Annotated in this window: 17 protein-coding genes; 10 read left to right on the top strand and 7 right to left on the bottom strand. The window is 49.8% G+C overall.

Features of this window, described 5'->3' with window-relative positions; genetic code table 11:
• Positions 1-400 precede the first annotated feature (400 nt).
• From asr to D9736_RS19535, 3 genes are all read left to right on the top strand, one after another.
• Positions 401-709, top strand: coding sequence for an acid resistance repetitive basic protein Asr (gene asr / locus D9736_RS19545; protein ID WP_214678558.1), 309 nt, complete (start codon positions 401-403; stop codon positions 707-709).
• A gap of 92 nt (positions 710-801) precedes the next feature.
• Complete coding sequence (locus D9736_RS19540; protein WP_000233091.1) at positions 802-885, top strand: hypothetical protein; 84 nt, start codon at positions 802-804, stop codon at positions 883-885.
• A 99-nt stretch (positions 886-984) separates the two neighbouring features.
• Positions 985-1,806, top strand: a complete 822-nt coding sequence (locus tag D9736_RS19535; RefSeq protein WP_130258965.1) for a serine protease — start codon at positions 985-987, stop codon at positions 1,804-1,806.
• Between the two features lie 38 nt (positions 1,807-1,844).
• On the opposite strand, the gene mdtI is transcribed toward D9736_RS19535, so the two are convergent.
• Positions 1,845-2,174, bottom strand: a complete 330-nt coding sequence (gene mdtI / locus D9736_RS19530) for a multidrug/spermidine efflux SMR transporter subunit MdtI (protein ID WP_130219061.1) — start codon at positions 2,172-2,174, stop codon at positions 1,845-1,847.
• Positions 2,161-2,526 carry a multidrug/spermidine efflux SMR transporter subunit MdtJ gene (gene mdtJ, locus D9736_RS19525; protein ID WP_130258964.1) on the bottom strand — a complete coding sequence of 122 codons (366 nt, stop codon included), beginning with the start codon at positions 2,524-2,526 and terminating at the stop codon, positions 2,161-2,163. Before mdtJ ends, mdtI begins: the two co-directional genes overlap by 14 nt.
• A gap of 406 nt (positions 2,527-2,932) precedes the next feature.
• On the opposite strand from mdtJ, the gene tqsA reads away from it, so the two are divergent.
• Positions 2,933-3,967, top strand: coding sequence for an AI-2 transporter TqsA (gene tqsA, locus D9736_RS19515; protein WP_130209311.1), 1,035 nt, complete (start codon positions 2,933-2,935; stop codon positions 3,965-3,967).
• A 24-nt stretch (positions 3,968-3,991) separates the two neighbouring features.
• Here the strand turns inward: tqsA and pntB are convergent, their stop codons facing one another.
• Both pntB and pntA read right to left on the bottom strand, forming a co-directional pair.
• Positions 3,992-5,380, bottom strand: coding sequence for a Re/Si-specific NAD(P)(+) transhydrogenase subunit beta (gene pntB / locus D9736_RS19510; protein ID WP_130219057.1), 1,389 nt, complete (start codon positions 5,378-5,380; stop codon positions 3,992-3,994).
• Positions 5,381-5,390: 10 nt separating this feature from the next.
• Positions 5,391-6,923, bottom strand: coding sequence for a Re/Si-specific NAD(P)(+) transhydrogenase subunit alpha (gene pntA, locus D9736_RS19505; protein WP_130258963.1), 1,533 nt, complete (start codon positions 6,921-6,923; stop codon positions 5,391-5,393).
• A gap of 522 nt (positions 6,924-7,445) precedes the next feature.
• Here pntA and ydgH point away from each other — a divergent pair.
• The 3 genes from ydgH to folM all read left to right on the top strand — a co-directional run bounded on the left by ydgH (position 7,446) and on the right by folM (position 10,721).
• A complete protein-coding gene (gene ydgH, locus D9736_RS19500) occupies positions 7,446-8,390 on the top strand; it encodes a DUF1471 family protein YdgH (RefSeq protein WP_130209317.1) in 945 nt (314 codons plus the stop codon).
• 188 nt (positions 8,391-8,578) lie between these two features.
• Entirely contained in the window at positions 8,579-9,961 is a 1,383-nt protein-coding gene (locus tag D9736_RS19495) for an amino acid permease (protein WP_130209319.1), read from the top strand.
• Positions 9,962-9,998: 37 nt separating this feature from the next.
• A complete protein-coding gene (gene folM / locus D9736_RS19490) occupies positions 9,999-10,721 on the top strand; it encodes a dihydromonapterin reductase (protein ID WP_130258962.1) in 723 nt (240 codons plus the stop codon).
• Here folM and D9736_RS19485 read toward each other — a convergent pair.
• Positions 10,718-11,053: a GlpM family protein gene (locus tag D9736_RS19485; protein ID WP_130209323.1), complete on the bottom strand. Its 336-nt coding sequence runs from the start codon at positions 11,051-11,053 to the stop codon at positions 10,718-10,720. The two genes, folM and D9736_RS19485, sit on opposite strands and share 4 nt — an antisense overlap.
• Positions 11,054-11,180: 127 nt before the next feature.
• Here D9736_RS19485 and rstA point away from each other — a divergent pair, with 127 nt between their 5' ends.
• From rstA to tus, 3 genes are all read left to right on the top strand, one after another.
• The gene (gene rstA, locus D9736_RS19480; RefSeq protein WP_130258961.1) at positions 11,181-11,900 is read left to right on the top strand and encodes a two-component system response regulator RstA; all 720 of its coding nucleotides are present in this window, start codon (positions 11,181-11,183) and stop codon (positions 11,898-11,900) included.
• A gap of 3 nt (positions 11,901-11,903) precedes the next feature.
• Entirely contained in the window at positions 11,904-13,205 is a 1,302-nt protein-coding gene (gene rstB / locus D9736_RS19475) for a two-component system sensor histidine kinase RstB (RefSeq protein ID WP_130258960.1), read from the top strand.
• Between the two features lie 74 nt (positions 13,206-13,279).
• Positions 13,280-14,209, top strand: a complete 930-nt coding sequence (tus, locus tag D9736_RS19470) for a DNA replication terminus site-binding protein (RefSeq protein WP_130219049.1) — start codon at positions 13,280-13,282, stop codon at positions 14,207-14,209.
• Here tus and fumC read toward each other — a convergent pair.
• Positions 14,206-15,609 (bottom strand): class II fumarate hydratase, encoded by a 1,404-nt coding sequence (fumC, locus tag D9736_RS19465; protein WP_130258959.1) that lies wholly within the window; start codon positions 15,607-15,609, stop codon positions 14,206-14,208. The two genes, tus and fumC, sit on opposite strands and share 4 nt — an antisense overlap.
• A 142-nt stretch (positions 15,610-15,751) precedes the next feature.
• Positions 15,752-17,398: a class I fumarate hydratase gene (gene fumB / locus D9736_RS19460; protein WP_130258958.1), complete on the bottom strand. Its 1,647-nt coding sequence runs from the start codon at positions 17,396-17,398 to the stop codon at positions 15,752-15,754.
• Between the last annotated feature and the right edge of the window lie 76 nt (positions 17,399-17,474).

The raw sequence follows: 17,474 nt of genomic DNA, 5'->3' as shown, positions 1-17,474 counted from the left end.
GGCTGAGTAAAAAACCCACCCGGGCTTATTGTCTGCTCAACTCAACGTTAATAACCATCCTAAAATAGACGAAGCGCCAGCCAATTCCCGCAGCGCATCTAATGTCATCAGGATAATAAATACCCAAATTAGCGGATTCATTTACTGTGTGTCATTTATTGATGATGCAAAGTAATTCTACCGTTTTGGGAACAGAGAAATAGTAAACTTGATCAAGACTACTGATATTAGTAGGGAATTTACCTTAAGTCACATCGCGTTATTATTTACCAATTTACTTTGTACATATCGTTACATGCCGAAACCAACCACTCACGGAAGCCTCTCATTACCCGAGATATAGTCATTACATCGGCCCCGTAGTGGGGTTGCATAAAAAAACCAAATTGAGGGTATGACAATGAAAAAAGTATTAGCTCTGGTTGTTGCCGCTGCGATGAGTCTCTCTTCTGCCGCTTTTGCCGCAGAGACTGCGACCACACCTGCCCCTGCAACTACTGCCACCAAAGCTGCACCTGCAAAAACCATGCATCATAAAAAACAGCATAAAGCAGCACCTGCCCAAAAAGCGCAGGCGGCTAAAAAGCATCATAAAAAAGCGAAAACTGAACAGAAAGCTCCGGAACAAAAAGCACAAGCTGCGAAAAAACACACCAAGAAACACAGCCATCAGCAACCTGCAAAACCAGCTGCCCAACCAGCAGCTTAAGTTTTCAACAGCAATAATGGCGCGCCCCCTCGCGCCTGAAAATTACGGCGCTAGACGGATAACGTTTAGCGCCGCCTTAAGCGGAGGGTACTATGGTGGGCCGTTATCGCTTTGAGTTTATTCTTATCATCCTTATTTTATGTGCATTGATTGCCACTCGTTTTTATCTTTTCTGATCGTAGTTATCTGATTTCACTCCCACTTTAATCCCGTCCCGGCTATAGTATTTATGAGGGTTTGCTTTTAATAATCATAATTACCCACCAGAGTGTGATATGCGTACAACCATTGCTGTAGTACTGGGTGCAATTAGTTTGACATCTGCATTGGTATTTGCAGATAAACCTGACAGTCCTGAATCGGCTAATGATGAAGTCAGCACCCTTTTTTTTGGTCATGATGATCGAGTGCCAGTAATTAACACGACCCAATCTCCGTGGGATGCGGTTGGGCAACTGGAGACTGCCAGTGGAAATCTCTGCACGGCCACCCTGATTGCGCCCAATCTCGCATTAACGGCGGGTCACTGTTTATTAACGCCGCCAAAAGGCAAACCAGACAAAGCAATTGCGCTGCGTTTTGTGTCGAATAAGGGGCTATGGCGCTATGAGATCCACAACATTGAAGGCCGCGTTGATCCGACATTAGGTAAACGGTTAAAGGCTAATGGAGATGGCTGGATTGTCCCGCCTGCTGCCGCGCCGTGGGATTTTGGTTTGATTGTGCTGCGCAATCCGCCTTCTGGCATTACACCCTTACCACTTTTCGAGGGAGACAAAGCAGCACTCACCGCCGCATTAAAAACGGTAGGTCGTAAAGTGACCCAGGCAGGCTATCCCGAGGATCACCTGGATACGTTGTACAGTCATAAAAATTGCGAAGTGACTGGCTGGGCGCAAACGTCGGTGATGTCGCATCAGTGCGATACCCTACCGGGTGACAGCGGTTCGCCGCTAATGCTGCATACTGATGACGGCTGGCAGTTGATTGGCGTGCAAAGTTCGGCGCCTGCGGCTAAGGATCGCTGGCGGGCCGATAACCGGGCTATCTCTGTTACCGGCTTTCGCGACAAACTGGAAGAGTTATCCCGGCAATAGCGTTTAAATGCTGCCCGAAAATACGGGCAGCATAAACATCAGGCGAGTTTCACCATGATCATTCCGGCTAACAACAGGACCAGACCAACCCAGCCTTTGCGGTTTAACCGCTGACCAAACAGGACCCAACCGGCTGCTAATGTGGCGACAATACCAAACCCACCCCACAGCGCATACGCCACTGACAAGTCGATCCCTTTCACTGCCTGGGATAGTGCACTAAAAGCAGCAAGTACCGCCGCCAGCGACAGCAAGCCATAGACTTTACGGCGAAAGCCATCAGAAAATTTCAAAAAGACGTTAGCAATAATTTCCAGCACTATCGCCAGTGCCAACCAGGCGGCGTGAATCCATTCAAACTGAGCCATGATTCTGCTCCAGCGTAGATTTACGCACTTTACGTGTACCCGATTTGATCAATACAATCCCGGCAACCAGAGTTGTTAACCCGACAATTTTCATCAGCGATAAACTTTCATCAAATAACAGAACGCTAAACAGCGTAATAAATAAAATACCGATACCTTCCCACAGCGCATAGGCAACGCCTAACGCAATTTTTTTAACGGCGAAAGAGAGAAGTATATATGACAGAGAAATCATCACCAGCATTAAAATAAACCCGCTGTTTCCATCACTGACGCTAGCCCATTTCATAGATAACGTGCCGGTAATTTCTGTGGCAATAGCCAGACCTAATAAAACCCAATAAAAATACATCGTCCTTCTCCTGCAAGAGAATTATTTTAATATTCGCTTAATTCAGCGAAAGTAAAGAGGTCAAGCCCAGCGCATAGCGCAAGCTTCGGCAGAAGAAAGGACTAAAGCGCGTTGCGCCAGTGCTGCTCACCTGCGAGCAAGATAGTGGATGAGGTACGAAGATGGGTAAATGTAGAAAATAACGTCCTGAACAAATTGTCCATAAAATTACAATTATCCGCAGTGTTGCTTCTCGTCATCGCGGATGATAATTGTCCTCGGTAGTTGAACACGTCTGATTTGTATCATAGCTTAAGAATTAACTCAAAACATTTTCATTTCTTTACCTGAGTGGTTTGATTTTCGTTATAATGCCGCAGCAAAAAAGAAAATATTATTAGCGAAGGAAGAAAAAACGAGGATAAACATGGCAAAGCCGATCATCACGCTCAATGGCTTAAAAATCGTCATTATGCTGGGAATGCTGGTCATTATTCTGTGCGGTATCCGGTTTGCCGCCGATATCATCGTCCCCTTTATCCTCTCTCTATTTATCGCGGTAATTCTTAACCCGCTGGTACAACGCATGGTTCGCTGGCGAGTGCCGCGCGTGTTGGCGGTGTCAATTTTGATGACCATTATCGTGATGGCGATGGTGTTAATGCTGGCCTATCTCGGTTCAACACTCAATGAACTGACCCGCACTTTGCCACAGTATCGCAGCTCAATCATAAAACCCCTGCAGGCTCTGGAACCTTTATTACAGCGCGTGGGGATTGATGTCTCAGTTGACCAACTGGCGCATTACATTGATCCGAACTCGGCAATGACGTTGCTCACCAACTTACTGACTCAGTTATCTAATGCCATGTCGTCAATATTTTTACTGTTGCTGACGGTATTGTTTATGCTGCTCGAAGTGCCGCAACTGCCCGGTAAACTCCAGCAAATGATGGCGCGACCGGTTGAAGGGATGGCGGCAATTCAGCGCGCGATTGACAGTGTGTCGCATTACCTGGTACTAAAAACGGCTATCAGCATCGTCACCGGACTGGTCGCCTGGGCGATGCTCGCTGCACTGGATGTTCGCTTTGCTTTTGTCTGGGGATTGCTGGCCTTTGCGCTTAATTACATACCCAATATTGGTTCAGTTCTGGCAGCAATTCCCCCTATCGCTCAGGTACTGGTGTTTAATGGTTTCTACGAGGCGTTACTTGTACTGGCGGGATATCTGCTGATTAATTTGGTCTTCGGCAATATTCTGGAACCACGCATTATGGGGCGCGGGTTAGGACTTTCCACACTGGTGGTTTTTTTGTCATTAATTTTTTGGGGATGGTTGTTAGGACCGGTAGGTATGCTGCTTTCTGTGCCGTTGACGATTATTGTCAAAATTGCACTTGAGCAAACGGCGGGAGGCCAAAGCATCGCCGTTCTGTTAAGCGATCTCAATAAAGAGTGACGGCCTCCGTAGAGGCCGTTGAGGTTACAGAGCTTTGAGGATTGCATCCACGCTGGCTTTGGCGTCACCAAACAGCATGTGGGTGTTCTCCTTGAAGAACAGCGGGTTTTGCACGCCAGCATAGCCGGTGTTCATCGAGCGTTTAAAGACAATCACGTTCTGCGCTTTCCACACTTCCAAAACAGGCATGCCAGCAATCGGGCTCTTCGGATCGTCCTGTGCCGCCGGGTTAACCGTATCGTTGGCACCAATCACCAGTACGGTATCGGTATCAGCGAAGTCATCGTTGATTTCGTCCATTTCCAGCACGATGTCATACGGTACTTTCGCTTCCGCCAGCAACACGTTCATATGCCCAGGCAAACGGCCCGCAACCGGGTGAATCCCGAAGCGCACGTTGATACCGCGCGCACGCAGTTTCTCGGTGATTTCTGCGACCGGATACTGTGCCTGCGCTACCGCCATGCCGTACCCAGGAGTAATGATTACTGAGTGCGAGTTTTTCAGCAGCTCCGCCGTCTCTTCTGCGGTGATTTCGCGGTGCTCGCCCACTTCCTGATCATCGCCGGTAGAGGAACCATCAGTGCCGAAACCGCCCGCAATGACGCTGATAAAGGAACGGTTCATCGCCTTACACATAATGTAAGAAAGGATGGCACCAGAAGAACCGACCAGCGCACCGGTCACAATCAGCAGGTCATTACTGAGCATAAAGCCCGCCGCTGCCGCCGCCCAACCGGAGTAGGAGTTCAGCATCGACACCACCACTGGCATATCTGCACCACCGATGGAAGCCACCAAATGCCAACCGAAGACCAGCGCTATAGCGGTCATTATCAGCAATGCCAGCACCTGCAAGCCAACACTATCGGTACGAACAAACACCATCAACAGCAGGAAGGAAACGACCAATGCAGCCAGGTTCATTTTATGGCGGTTTGGCAGCATCAACGGTTTAGACGAAATCTTTCCGCACAGCTTACCGAACGCCACAACCGAACCGGTAAAGGTTACCGCACCAATAAAGATGCCAAGGAACACTTCCGTCAGGTGAATATTGGCCAGAATCGGTGCCATTCCCGCGTCATGATGCAGATAGCTGTTAAAGCCAACCAGCACCGCCGCCAGCCCCACGAAGCTATGCAGGATCGCCACCAGTTCCGGCATTTCGGTCATTTCGACTTTCTTCGCCAGACGGATACCAATCGCGCCACCAATGACCATCGCAACCAGGATCCAGCCAACATTGCCAGTATCCGGCCCGAAGATAGTTGCAATTAACGCAATCGCCATCCCGGCAATACCGAGGTTGTTACCACGGCGAGACGTTTCATGTTTAGAAAGCCCGGCCAGACTGAAGATAAACAGGATCGCGGCAACAATGTATGCAGCTGTAACTAATCCTCCAGACATATGTTACCCCTTAGTTTTTGCGAAACATTTTCAGCATGCGCTGAGTCACGGTAAAGCCACCGAAAATATTAATGCTGGCGATAAGCACCGCGATAAAACTAAGGAAGCTAACCCAGCCGCCCTGGCCAATCTGCAATAGAGCTCCGACAACAATAATCCCTGAAATCGCGTTAGTAACCGACATCAGCGGCGTATGCAACGCGTGGGAGACATTCCACACCACGTAATAACCTACGACGCAGGCCAGCGCGAAAACGGTAAAGTGCCCGAGGAATTCTTTCGGTGTTACGCTTGCCAACCAGCCGAAAAGGATGATTGCCAGCGCCATCAGCGCATATTTACGCCACGGTGAGCAGGCGCATTTTTCTTCGGTTTTAACATCAGGTGCCGCTTTCTGTGCTGCCTGCGGTTGGACTGAAACCTGAATCGGCGGCGCCGGCCAGGTAATTTCGCCAGAACGGATCACGGTCACGCCGCGAATCACCACATCATCAAAATCAACCGTTATATTGCCGTCTTTCTCTTTGCACAACAGTTTCAGCAGATTGACAAGGTTGGTGCCGTAAAGCTGTGAGGATTGCGTCGGCAGGCGACCAGGAAGATCGGTGTAGCCAATCACTTTGACGCCATTCTCCGTGGTGAAGATTTCACCCGGCACGGTGTATTCACAGTTACCACCGTTTTGGGATGCCAGGTCGACAATCACACTACCCGACTTCATAGAATCAACCATTTCACGGGTAATCAGTTTCGGTGCTGGTTTGCCTGGAATAAGCGCAGTGGTCACAATGATATCGACCTCTTTTGCCTGGGCGGCAAAGAGTTCCATTTCTGCTTTGATGAACGCTTCCGACATCACTTTGGCGTAACCATCGCCACTACCTGCTTCCTCTTTAAAATCCAGCTCGAGGAACTCCGCGCCCATACTTTGAACTTGTTCTTTCACTTCCGGGCGAGTATCAAATGCACGCACAATTGCGCCGAGGCTGTTTGCTGCGCCAATGGCGGCCAGACCAGCAACACCCGCACCAATCACCATCACTTTTGCGGGCGGCACTTTACCTGCTGCGGTGATTTGCCCGGTAAAGAAACGCCCAAACTCATGAGCCGCTTCAACAATGGCGCGATAGCCGGCGATATTCGCCATCGAACTTAATGCATCAAGCGATTGCGCGCGAGAAATGCGTGGTACAGAGTCCATCGCCATCACCGTCACGTTACGCTCCGCGAGTTTTTGCATTAACTCCGGATTCTGCGCGGGCCAGATGAAGCTCACCAGCGTGGTTCCCGGATTTAGTAACGCAATTTCATCATCTAACGGCGCATTGACCTTCAGAATGATCTCTGACTGCCAGACGTTATTCCCTTCTACAATTTCGGCGCCCGCTTGCACAAACGCTTTATCGTCAAAACTAGCCAGTTGACCTGCGCCGCTCTCTACCGCGACGGTAAAACCTAGTTTCAGCAACTGCTCCACTGTTTTCGGCGTTGCTGCAACACGGGTTTCATTGGTTAACCGTTCTCTTGGTATGCCAATTCGCATGATATTCCCTTCCATCGGTTTTATTGATGATGGTTTGCCTGTGTTTTTGATACACAAGCCGCTCATGTACGAGCTAAATGTTACTCCGTTAAAATAAATTAGTAACAAACGCCTATAACGTACTGAAAATAATGCCTGTGATCTAGCGTCAAAAATCAGTATTTCGGCGTGAACTCTCAAAATATTAACGATTCAGCCTTGATAGCGGGATAAACACCATAGAACACAGGATAATGGGCGATAATTGTCTTTGATAATCAGGTAAAACATGAGATATCACCGACGCCAGCCACCGGTTAACATTAAATTAACTTATACAATTCAGCCAGTTCAGTCATTCTTCTGTTATTGTGGCTATTTTTTAAGCACGGACGCTCATTCGATCAGATTTAAAATCAAATCAAGAAGTCTGATATGAAAAAATCACGCAGACAGTTACACACTTTAAATGCAATAATCAGCCACGTTTCTCGTTAATAACAATACCAGTACCTGGTTTGCGCAAGGCGAAGGATTATTTTTATGAAGCTTAAGAACACCCTCCTGGCGTCGGCACTGCTTTCTGCTACGGCATTTTCCGTTAACGCAGCAACAGAACTGACACCGGAGCAAGCGGCAGCGGTTAAACCTTTTGACCGTGTAGTGGTTACCGGTCGTTTTAATGCCATTGGCGAAGCGGTTAAAGCCGTTTCCCGTCGCGCTGATAAAGAAGGCGCCGCCTCTTTTTATGTTGTCGACACTTCAGATTTCGGTAACAGCGGTAACTGGCGTGTAGTTGCCGATCTTTATAAAGCCGATGCTGAAAAAGCAGAAGCTGATAAGAATCGCGTTTTTAATGGCGTTATTGAACTGCCTAAAGACCAGGCTGTTTTGATCGAACCGTATGACACCGTTACCGTCCAGGGCTTCTTCCGCAGCCAACCGGAAGTGAACGATGCCATCACCAAAGCAGCAAAAGCGAAAGGTGCCTACTCTTACTACATCGTTCGCCAGATAGATGCCAACCAGGGCGGCAACCAGCGTATTACTGCGTTCATCTACAAACAAGATGCTAAAAAACGCATCGTCCAGAGCCCGGATGTGATCCCTGCGGATTCTGATGCTGGTCGCGCGGCACTGGCCGCAGGTGGCGAAGCCGCGAAGAAAGTTGAAATCCCGGGCGTTGCCACCACTGCATCACCAAGTGCTGAAGTTGGTCGTTTCTTTGAAACTCAGTCCTCAAAAGGCGGACGTTACACTGTCACGCTTCCTGACGGCACCAAAGTAGAAGAATTAAACAAAGCGACCGCAGCAATGATGGTCCCGTTCGATAGCATTAAGTTTTCGGGTAACTACGGCAACATGACCGAAGTCTCCTACCAGGTTGCTAAACGTGCCGCGAAGAAAGGTGCTAAGTATTACCACATTACCCGCCAGTGGCAGGAACGTGGTAACAACCTGACCATCAGTGCAGACCTGTATAAATAAATAACTATTCAGTATCACATTAAGGCGGCTTTATGCCGCCTTTCAGATTTTTAGCTACAAATTTTCCCGCAACCATTGCATGCCGCCACTTCTCTTCGTAAAATCCCGCGCTTTAGTGGCATTCACCATTTTTATGCGTTTTGCCCTAATATTTATTCTTCTGAACACGTTTTAAATACTGGATATCGATGGAAAAGAAACTGGGACTGAGCGCACTCACCGCGCTGGTATTAAGCTCAATGCTGGGCGCGGGTGTTTTCAGTCTGCCGCAAAATATGGCGGCGGTTGCCAGCCCGGCAGCACTGCTCATCGGCTGGGGTATTACTGGCGCTGGCATCTTATTGCTGGCCTTTGCCATGCTGATCCTGACACGCATTCGTCCCGACCTTGACGGCGGTATTTTTACCTATGCACGGGAGGGGTTTGGCGAGTTAATCGGCTTCTGCTCGGCATGGGGATACTGGCTATGTGCGGTTATCGCCAACGTCTCTTATTTGGTTATCGTCTTTTCCGCATTAAGTTTCTTCACCGATACGCCGGAACTACGCCTGTTTGGCGATGGTAACACCTGGCAATCGATCGTCGGTGCATCGGCATTGTTGTGGATTGTTCACTTTTTGATTCTGCGCGGCGTACAAACCGCCGCCAGCATTAACCTGGTGGCGACATTGGCAAAATTATTGCCGCTTGGTTTGTTTATTGTGCTGGCGATGATGATGTTCAAACTGGACACCTTCAAGCTCGACTTTACAGGCCTTGCGCTTGGCGTGCCGGTATGGGAACAGGTGAAAAACACCATGCTAATCACACTGTGGGTATTCATTGGTGTGGAAGGTGCGGTAGTTGTTTCTTCACGGGCGCGGAATAAACATGATGTTGGCAAAGCAACGCTTCTGGCGGTGCTTTCTGCACTGGGCGTTTATTTATTAGTCACGCTGCTTTCGCTGGGGGTGGTTGCTCGTCCTGAACTGGCTGAGATTCGTAACCCGTCTATGGCCGGTCTGATGGTGAAAATGATGGGGCCGTGGGGCGAGATTATCATCGCTGCCGGATTGATCGTTTCTGTTTGTGGCGCGTATTTAAGCTGGACCATTATGGCGGCAGAAGTCCCCTTCCTGGCAGCTACCCATAAGGCATTCCCGCGTATTTTTGCGCGCCAGAATGCACAAGCAGCGCCGTCTGCCTCGCTGTGGCTGACCAACATCTGCGTGCAAATTTGTCTGGTGCTGATTTGGCTGACTGGTTCCGATTACAACACGTTGCTGACCATCGCCTCAGAAATGATTCTGGTGCCCTATTTCCTGGTTGGCGCGTTCTTGTTGAAAATCGCTACTCGTCCGCTGCATAAAGCGGTTGGTGTCGGTGCCTGCATTTATGGCTTATGGTTATTATACGCTTCAGGCCCAATGCACCTGTTGTTGTCCGTCGTTCTGTATGCGCCAGGGCTGCTGGTTTTCCTGTACGCGCGTAAAACGCATACACATGATAATGTATTGAATCGTCAGGAAATGGTGCTGATTGGCATGCTGTTAATTGCCGCAGTTCCGGCAACCTGGATGCTGGTGGGATAACGTTCGTCCCATCGTATGCTTGCAAAGGAGATTAACGATGGGGAAAACCCAGCCCTTGCCAATATTAATCACTGGTGGAGGCCGTCGCATCGGCCTCGCTCTCGCCTGGCATTTCATTCATCAAAAGCAACCGGTGATTGTCAGCTATCGAACGCACTATCCTGCCATTGATGGACTGGTTAATGCAGGTGCGCAGTGTATTCAGGCTGATTTTTCAACGAACGACGGCGTGATGGCGTTTGCCGATGAAGTGTTAAAAACCACCCACGGCCTGCGTGCCATTTTGCATAACGCCAGTGCGTGGATGGCAGAAAAACCAGGTACGCCACTGACTGATGTTCTGGCCTGCATGATGCAGATCCATGTTAATACCCCTTACCTGCTCAACCATGCGCTGGAAAGATTACTACGCGGTCACGGACACGCCGCCAGCGATATCATTCACTTCACCGATTATGTGGTGGAGCGCGGAAGCGACAAACATATTGCCTATGCTGCAAGTAAAGCGGCAATGGATAATATGACCCGTTCGTTTGCCCGCAAATTGGCACCGGAAGTGAAAGTGAATTCTATTGCACCATCGCTGATCCTGTTTAACGAGCATGATGATGCCGAATATCGCCAACAGGCGCTGAATAAATCACTGATGAAAACCGCGCCCGGTGAGAAAGAAGTTATCGACCTTGTCGATTACTTACTCACCAGTTGCTTTGTAACCGGACGCAGTTTCCCGCTTGATGGCGGCCGTCATTTGCGTTAATGCAGCTTCATCCAGCAAATAATTAGCACCCATGCGCTTAACCCCCAGCACGCAACAGAACCCACAAAAGCAGCGGGCAAGCGCATGATTCCGGTGAAATACCACAACGACGCCAGATAAACAAAATAGGGAATAATCGACCACATACTGAAAACGATTGTGGCGCGTAAAGCTTCAATGCCGCGTTCACTGACAACAATATAATGCGCGATGAGCGCAAAGGTCGGGAAAAGCGGGATCAGCCCGGCGATATAGTAATTTTTCGTTTTTGCTAATACACCAATCAACACCACCACCAGCGCACCAAGCGCGGCTTTGATTACCAGCCCCATTTTTAACCTTAACACTTCCATAACAAGTTATTTGTAGAATACCCGATGCAACCTTGTTTAGAAACGATTGATAGTAAGTAAAATCAGCGCGGTGTATTGTGACGTTTTTATATCTGCCGTGAATAATATGAACACTATCGTATTTGTGGAAGATGACACAGAAGTTGGTTCACTGATTGCCGCGTACCTGGCAAAGCATGATATGCAGGTTACCGTGGAACCGCGCGGCGACCATGCCGAAGAGACAATTTTGCGGGAAAATCCGGATCTAGTGCTGCTCGATATCATGCTGCCTGGCAAAGACGGAATGTCCATCTGCCGCGATTTACGCACAAAATGGTCCGGGCCGATTGTTCTGCTGACCTCTCTCGATAGCGATATGAACCACATTCTGGCGCTGGAAATGGGCGCCTGCGACTATATTCTCAAAACAACGCCCCCCGCTGTTCTGTTGGCGCGTTTACGTTTACATTTGCGTCAGAACGAACAAGCGACGCTGACCAAAGGTATTCAGGAAACGTCTCTGACACCTTACAAACCATTGCATTTCGGTACGTTAACTATCGACCCCATCAACCGCGTAGTGACACTTGCTAACCATGAGATTTCACTCTCGACGGCTGATTTTGAATTGCTATGGGAATTAGCCACCCATGCAGGACAAATTATGGACCGCGATGCGCTGCTGAAGAATTTACGCGGCGTCAGTTATGACGGGCTGGATCGTAGCGTGGATGTAGCTATTTCGCGGTTACGAAAAAAACTGCTCGATAACGCTGCCGAACCCTACCGCATTAAAACCGTGCGTAACAAAGGCTATCTTTTTGCGCCTCATGCGTGGGAATAAGCGATGAAAAAACTGTTTATCCAGTTTTATCTTTTGCTGTTTGTCTGCTTCCTTGTGATGTCTCTGCTGGTTGGGCTGGTGTACAAATTTACCGCCGAACGCGCGGGCAAACAGTCACTGGATGATTTGATGAACAGTTCGCTGTATCTGATGCGTAGCGAATTACGCGAGATCCCTCCGCACGACTGGGGAAAAACGCTGAAGGAGATGGATTTAAATCTCTCTTTCGATCTGCGCGTCGAGCCGCTGAGTAAATATCATCTCGATAAAAACGCCATGCACCGATTGCGTGGCGGAGAGATTGTTGCTCTGGATGATCAGTACACCTTTTTACAGCGTATCCCGCGCAGCCACTACGTTCTCGCCGTGGGTCCCGTTCCTTATCTTTATTTCCTCCATCAAATGCGTTTGCTGGATATCGTGCTGATCGCCTTTATTGCCATCTCCCTCGCCTTTCCGGTGTTTATCTGGATGCGTCCGCACTGGAAAGACATGTTAAAACTGGAAGCGGCGGCGCAACGATTCGGCGATGGGCATCTCAATGAGCGTATTCACTTTGATGATGGTTCAAGCTTTGAACGACTTGGCGTGGCGTTTAACCAGATGGCGGACAATATCAACGCGTTGATTGCCAGTAAAAAGCAGCTTATTGATGGCATTGCCCATGAACTGCGAACACCATTAGTGCGCCTGCGTTATCGGCTGGAGATGAGCGACAACCTGAACGCCATAGAGTCCCAGACCTTGAATCGCGATATCAGTCAACTGGAAGCTTTAATTGAAGAACTGCTGACTTATGCCCGGCTCGATCGCCCACAAAATGAACTGCATCTTAGCGAACCAGACCTGCCGTTGTGGCTGTCAACACATCTGCAAGATATTCAGGCCGTGACCCCCGACAAAACGGTACGGATAAAAACGATCACGCCAGGTAATTACGCGGCACTGGATATGCGCTTAATGGAGCGCGTGCTGGATAACTTACTCAACAACGCCCTGCGCTACTGCCATTCAACCGTTGAAACCAGCCTGCTACTGGCAGGAAACAGAGCAACATTGATTGTTGAAGATGATGGTCCGGGAATTGCGGCAGAAAATCGCGAGCATATCTTTGAACCCTTTGTTCGCCTCGATCCCAGCCGGGACCGTGCAACTGGTGGCTGTGGGCTGGGGCTGGCGATTGTCCACTCCATCGCTCTGGCAATGGGCGGTACGGTCAATTGTGACACTAGCGAACTGGGGGGCGCCCGCTTCTCGTTCAGCTGGCCACTGTGGCACAACATCCCGCAATTTACTTCTGCCTGACACCAAACGCACGGTGGTTAAGTTGTCGTCAATGTGCTATAAATAAAGTATGTTGTAACTAAAGTGGTAATTTTATGGCCCGTTACGATCTTGTTGACCGACTCAATACGACTTTTCGCCAGATGGAACAAGAACTGGCAGCGTTTGCCGCTGAACTTGAACAGCACAAGTTGCTGGTTGCCCGCGTGTTCTCGTTACCGGAGGTCAAAAAGGAGGATGAGCATAATCCGCTTAATCGCATTGAGGTTAAGCAACATCTCGGGAAAGAAGCGCAGGCGCTGGCACTGCGCCATTTCCGCCATTTGTTCATTCAACAACAGTCCGAAAATCGCAGCAGCAAGGCGGCTGTTCGTCTACCTGGCGTGTTGTGCTATCAGGTCGATAACCTTTCACAAACGGCGCTGGCAAGTCATATACAGCGCATCAATCAACTTAAAACCACTTTCGAGCATATCGTCACGGTTGAGTCAGAACTGCCTACGGCAGCGCGTTTTGAATGGGTACATCGTCATTTGCCGGGGCTGATTACCCTTAATGCTTATCGCACGCTCACCGTTCTGCACGACCCCGCCACTTTACGTTTTGGCTGGGCGAATAAACATATCATTAAAAATTTGCATCGTGATGAGGTGCTGGCGCAGTTGGAAAAGAGCCTGAAATCGCCACGTAGCGTTGCACCGTGGACGCGCGAGGAGTGGCAGGGAAAACTGGAACGCGAGTATCAGGATATTGCCGCCCTGCCACAGGACGCGAAGTTAAAAATCAAACGTCCGGTGAAGGTTCAGCCAATTGCCCGTGTCTGGTACAAGGGGGATCAAAAACAAGTTCAGCACGCCTGCCCGACACCGCTTATCGCGCTGATTAATCGGGATAATGGCGCAGGCATGCCAGACGTTGGTGAGCTGTTAAATTACGATGCCGACAATGTTCAGCATCGTTTTAAACCCCAGGCGCAGCCGCTTCGTTTGATCATTCCCCGGCTGCACCTGTATGTTGCAGATTAACGCCCTGCTTTCATACTGCCGACCATCTGTTCTGGTCGTACCCAGCTATCAAACTCGGCTTCGCTAAGATAGCCCAGCGCAAGGGCGGCTGCTTTTAAGGTCAGCCCTTCTTTATGCGCTTTTTTGGCGATCTCCGCAGCTTTGTCATAGCCAATATGGGTGTTTAGCGCGGTCACCAGCATCAGCGATTCATTGAGCAATTGATTGATACGCTCACGATTCGGCTCTATTCCCACCGCGCAGTGTTTGTTAAAACTTTCCATGCCATCTGCCAGCAAGCGCACCGATTGCAGGAAATTGTGGATCACCATCGGACGGAAGACGTTCAGTTCGAAGTTACCAGAAGCGCCGCCGATGTTGATTGCCACGTCATTCCCCATCACCTGGCAGCAAAGCATGGTTAATGCTTCACACTGTGTTGGGTTCACTTTTCCCGGCATGATTGAACTGCCCGGCTCATTTTCCGGGATTGAGATTTCGCCAATGCCGCAACGTGGACCGGAGGCCAGCCAGCGGACATCATTGGCAATTTTCATCAGTGACGCCGCCAATCCTTTTAACGCACCGTGCGCCTGAACCAGCGCATCACAGGTCGCCAGTGCTTCAAATTTGTTCGGTGCGGTAACAAACGGCGCACAGGTAATGACCGAAAGCTCGTCCGCCACGCGACGGGCATACTCCGGATGGGTGTTCAGCCCCGTCCCTACAGCAGTCCCCCCCAGCGCCAGTTCCGCCACGTGAGGCAGGCTGTATTCGATATGTTTGAGGTTATGCTCCAGCATCGCTACCCAGCCGGAAATCTCCTGCCCTAAGGTCAGCGGCGTGGCGTCCTGCAAGTGGGTACGACCAATTTTGACGATATCAGCATACGCGCGGGATTTCTCATTCAGAGTTTGTGTCAGGGTTTTAAGTTGTGGAATGAGTTGCTTACGCAGCGCCAGCAGCGCCGCAACGTGCATTGCTGTTGGAAAGACATCATTGGAACTCTGGCTTTTGTTCACATCGTCGTTAGGGTGAACTTTACGCTCCATCCCGCGCACACCGCCGAGCAGTTCACTCGCCCGATTGGCCAGCACTTCGTTCATGTTCATATTGCTTTGCGTGCCGGAACCGGTCTGCCAGATTGCCAGTGGGAATTCGTCGTCATGCTGTCCTGCGAGTACTTCATCCGCCGCCTGCCGAATGGCACTCGCTTTCTCTTCAGACAGCAAGCCTAAATCTTCATTAACTTTTGCCGCTGCGCGCTTGGTTAGCGCCAGCGCATGAATCAGTGAGGTTGGCATTTTCTCCGTCGAAATGCGGAAATGCTCCAGCGAGCGTTGAGTTTGTGCGCCCCACAGCTTATCTGCCGGGACATCGATCGCACCCATCGAATCTTTTTCGCTGCGTACTGTTTTCATGGCCTGCTCCTCACCTGATTAATTTTTTCTTTCTGTTTTGCTTTCGTTAAGCAACTTTTAGCTCACTCATTATTTACTATTTGATAACAAATGTTTGGTATTTCGTGCCATGTAAAAAAGCCGCCCCGAAGGGCGGCTCTGCTTATTTCACGCAGCGGCTACACTGCGTGAGTTGTATCTGCTGGAAGAAGTCATTTCCTTTATCATCCACCAGGATAAACGCCGGGAAATCTTCCACTTCGATTTTCCAGATGGCTTCCATTCCCAGTTCCGGATATTCAACACATTCCAGACTCTTAATACTCCCCTGCGCCAGCACTGCCGCAGGCCCGCCGATACTGCCGAGATAGAAACCACCATGTTTTTTACAGGCATCCGTCACCTGCTGGCTGCGGTTACCTTTCGCCAGCATGATCATGCTGCCGCCCTGCGCTTGCAGTTGATCGACGTAAGAATCCATACGTCCGGCAGTCGTTGGGCCAAGAGAACCGGAGGCATAACCTTCCGGCGTTTTGGCCGGACCCGCGTAGTAAATTGGATGATCTTTAATGTACTGTGGCAGCCCTTCACCGTTATCCATCCGCTCTTTCAGTTTGGCATGAGCGATATCACGACCGACGATAATCGTGCCGTTAAGCGATAAGCGTGTAGAAACGGGATACTGCGACAACTGTGCGAGGATCTCTTTCATTGGACGGTTAAGGTCAACGCGTACCGCTTCGCCTTCCCCCGCTTTACGCAGTTCTTCAGGGATGTATTTGCCAGGATTATGTTCCAGTTTTTCGATCCAGATCCCCTGACGGTTAATCTTCGCTTTGATATTACGGTCAGCAGAACAGGAGACGCCCATACCAATCGGGCAGGATGCGCCATGGCGTGGCAGGCGAATCACTCGAATGTCATGGGCGAAATATTTCCCGCCAAACTGCGCGCCCAGACCGAGATTTTGCGCTTCAATCAGCAATTCGTTTTCCAGTTCCACATCGCGGAACGCCTGACCGTGCTCGTTCCCTTCCGTTGGCAGTTCGTCATAGTATTTAGCGGAAGCCAGTTTCACCGTTTTAAGGTTAGTTTCCGCAGAAGTTCCGCCAATAACGAACGCAATATGATATGGAGGACACGCCGCCGTACCCAGTGTGCGCATTTTCTCAACCAGGTAATTTTTCAGTTTCCCCGGCGTCAGTAACGCTTTGGTTTCCTGATAGAGATACGTCTTGTTTGCCGAACCGCCACCTTTGGCGATACAGAGGAATTTGTACTCATCGCCATCAACGGCATAAAGATCGATCTGCGCTGGCAAGTTGGTGCCGGTATTCACCTCTTTATACATATCCAGCGGCGCGTTTTGCGAGTAGCGCAGGTTATCTTCGATATAAGTGTTATAGACACCGCGCGCCAGCGCCGCTTCGTCGCCACCACCGGTCCATACACGCTGCCCTTTTTTACCAACGATGATCGCGGTGCCGGTGTCCTGGCAGGTTGGCAGAACGCCTTTTGCGGCGATATCGGAGTTTCGCAGGAATTGCAGTGCCACATACTTGTCGTTTTCGCTGGCTTCCGGGTCACGCAAAATATCGGCTACCTGCTGTTGATGGGCCGGACGCAGCATGAATGACGCATCATGAAACGCCTGACGCGCCAGAAGAGTTAACGCTTCTGGTGCAACTTTCAAAATCTCCTGCCCTTCAAATTCAGATACGCTGACATATTCGCTGGTCAGCAGGTAGTACTCGGTATCATCTTTTTTGAGTGGGAAAGGAGCCTGATAATGAAAGGGTTTGTTTGACATTGTTCTCTCACTTACTGCCTGGTTTGGTTATGCTTTGGGCGGGTGTTCCATTGCCCTGTTAAAAGCGAGTTGCATT

The organism is Escherichia sp. E10V10 (assembly GCF_004211985.1).
Lineage (GTDB): Bacteria > Pseudomonadota > Gammaproteobacteria > Enterobacterales > Enterobacteriaceae > Escherichia.
This window is presented reverse-complemented; position numbering and strand designations above follow the sequence as displayed.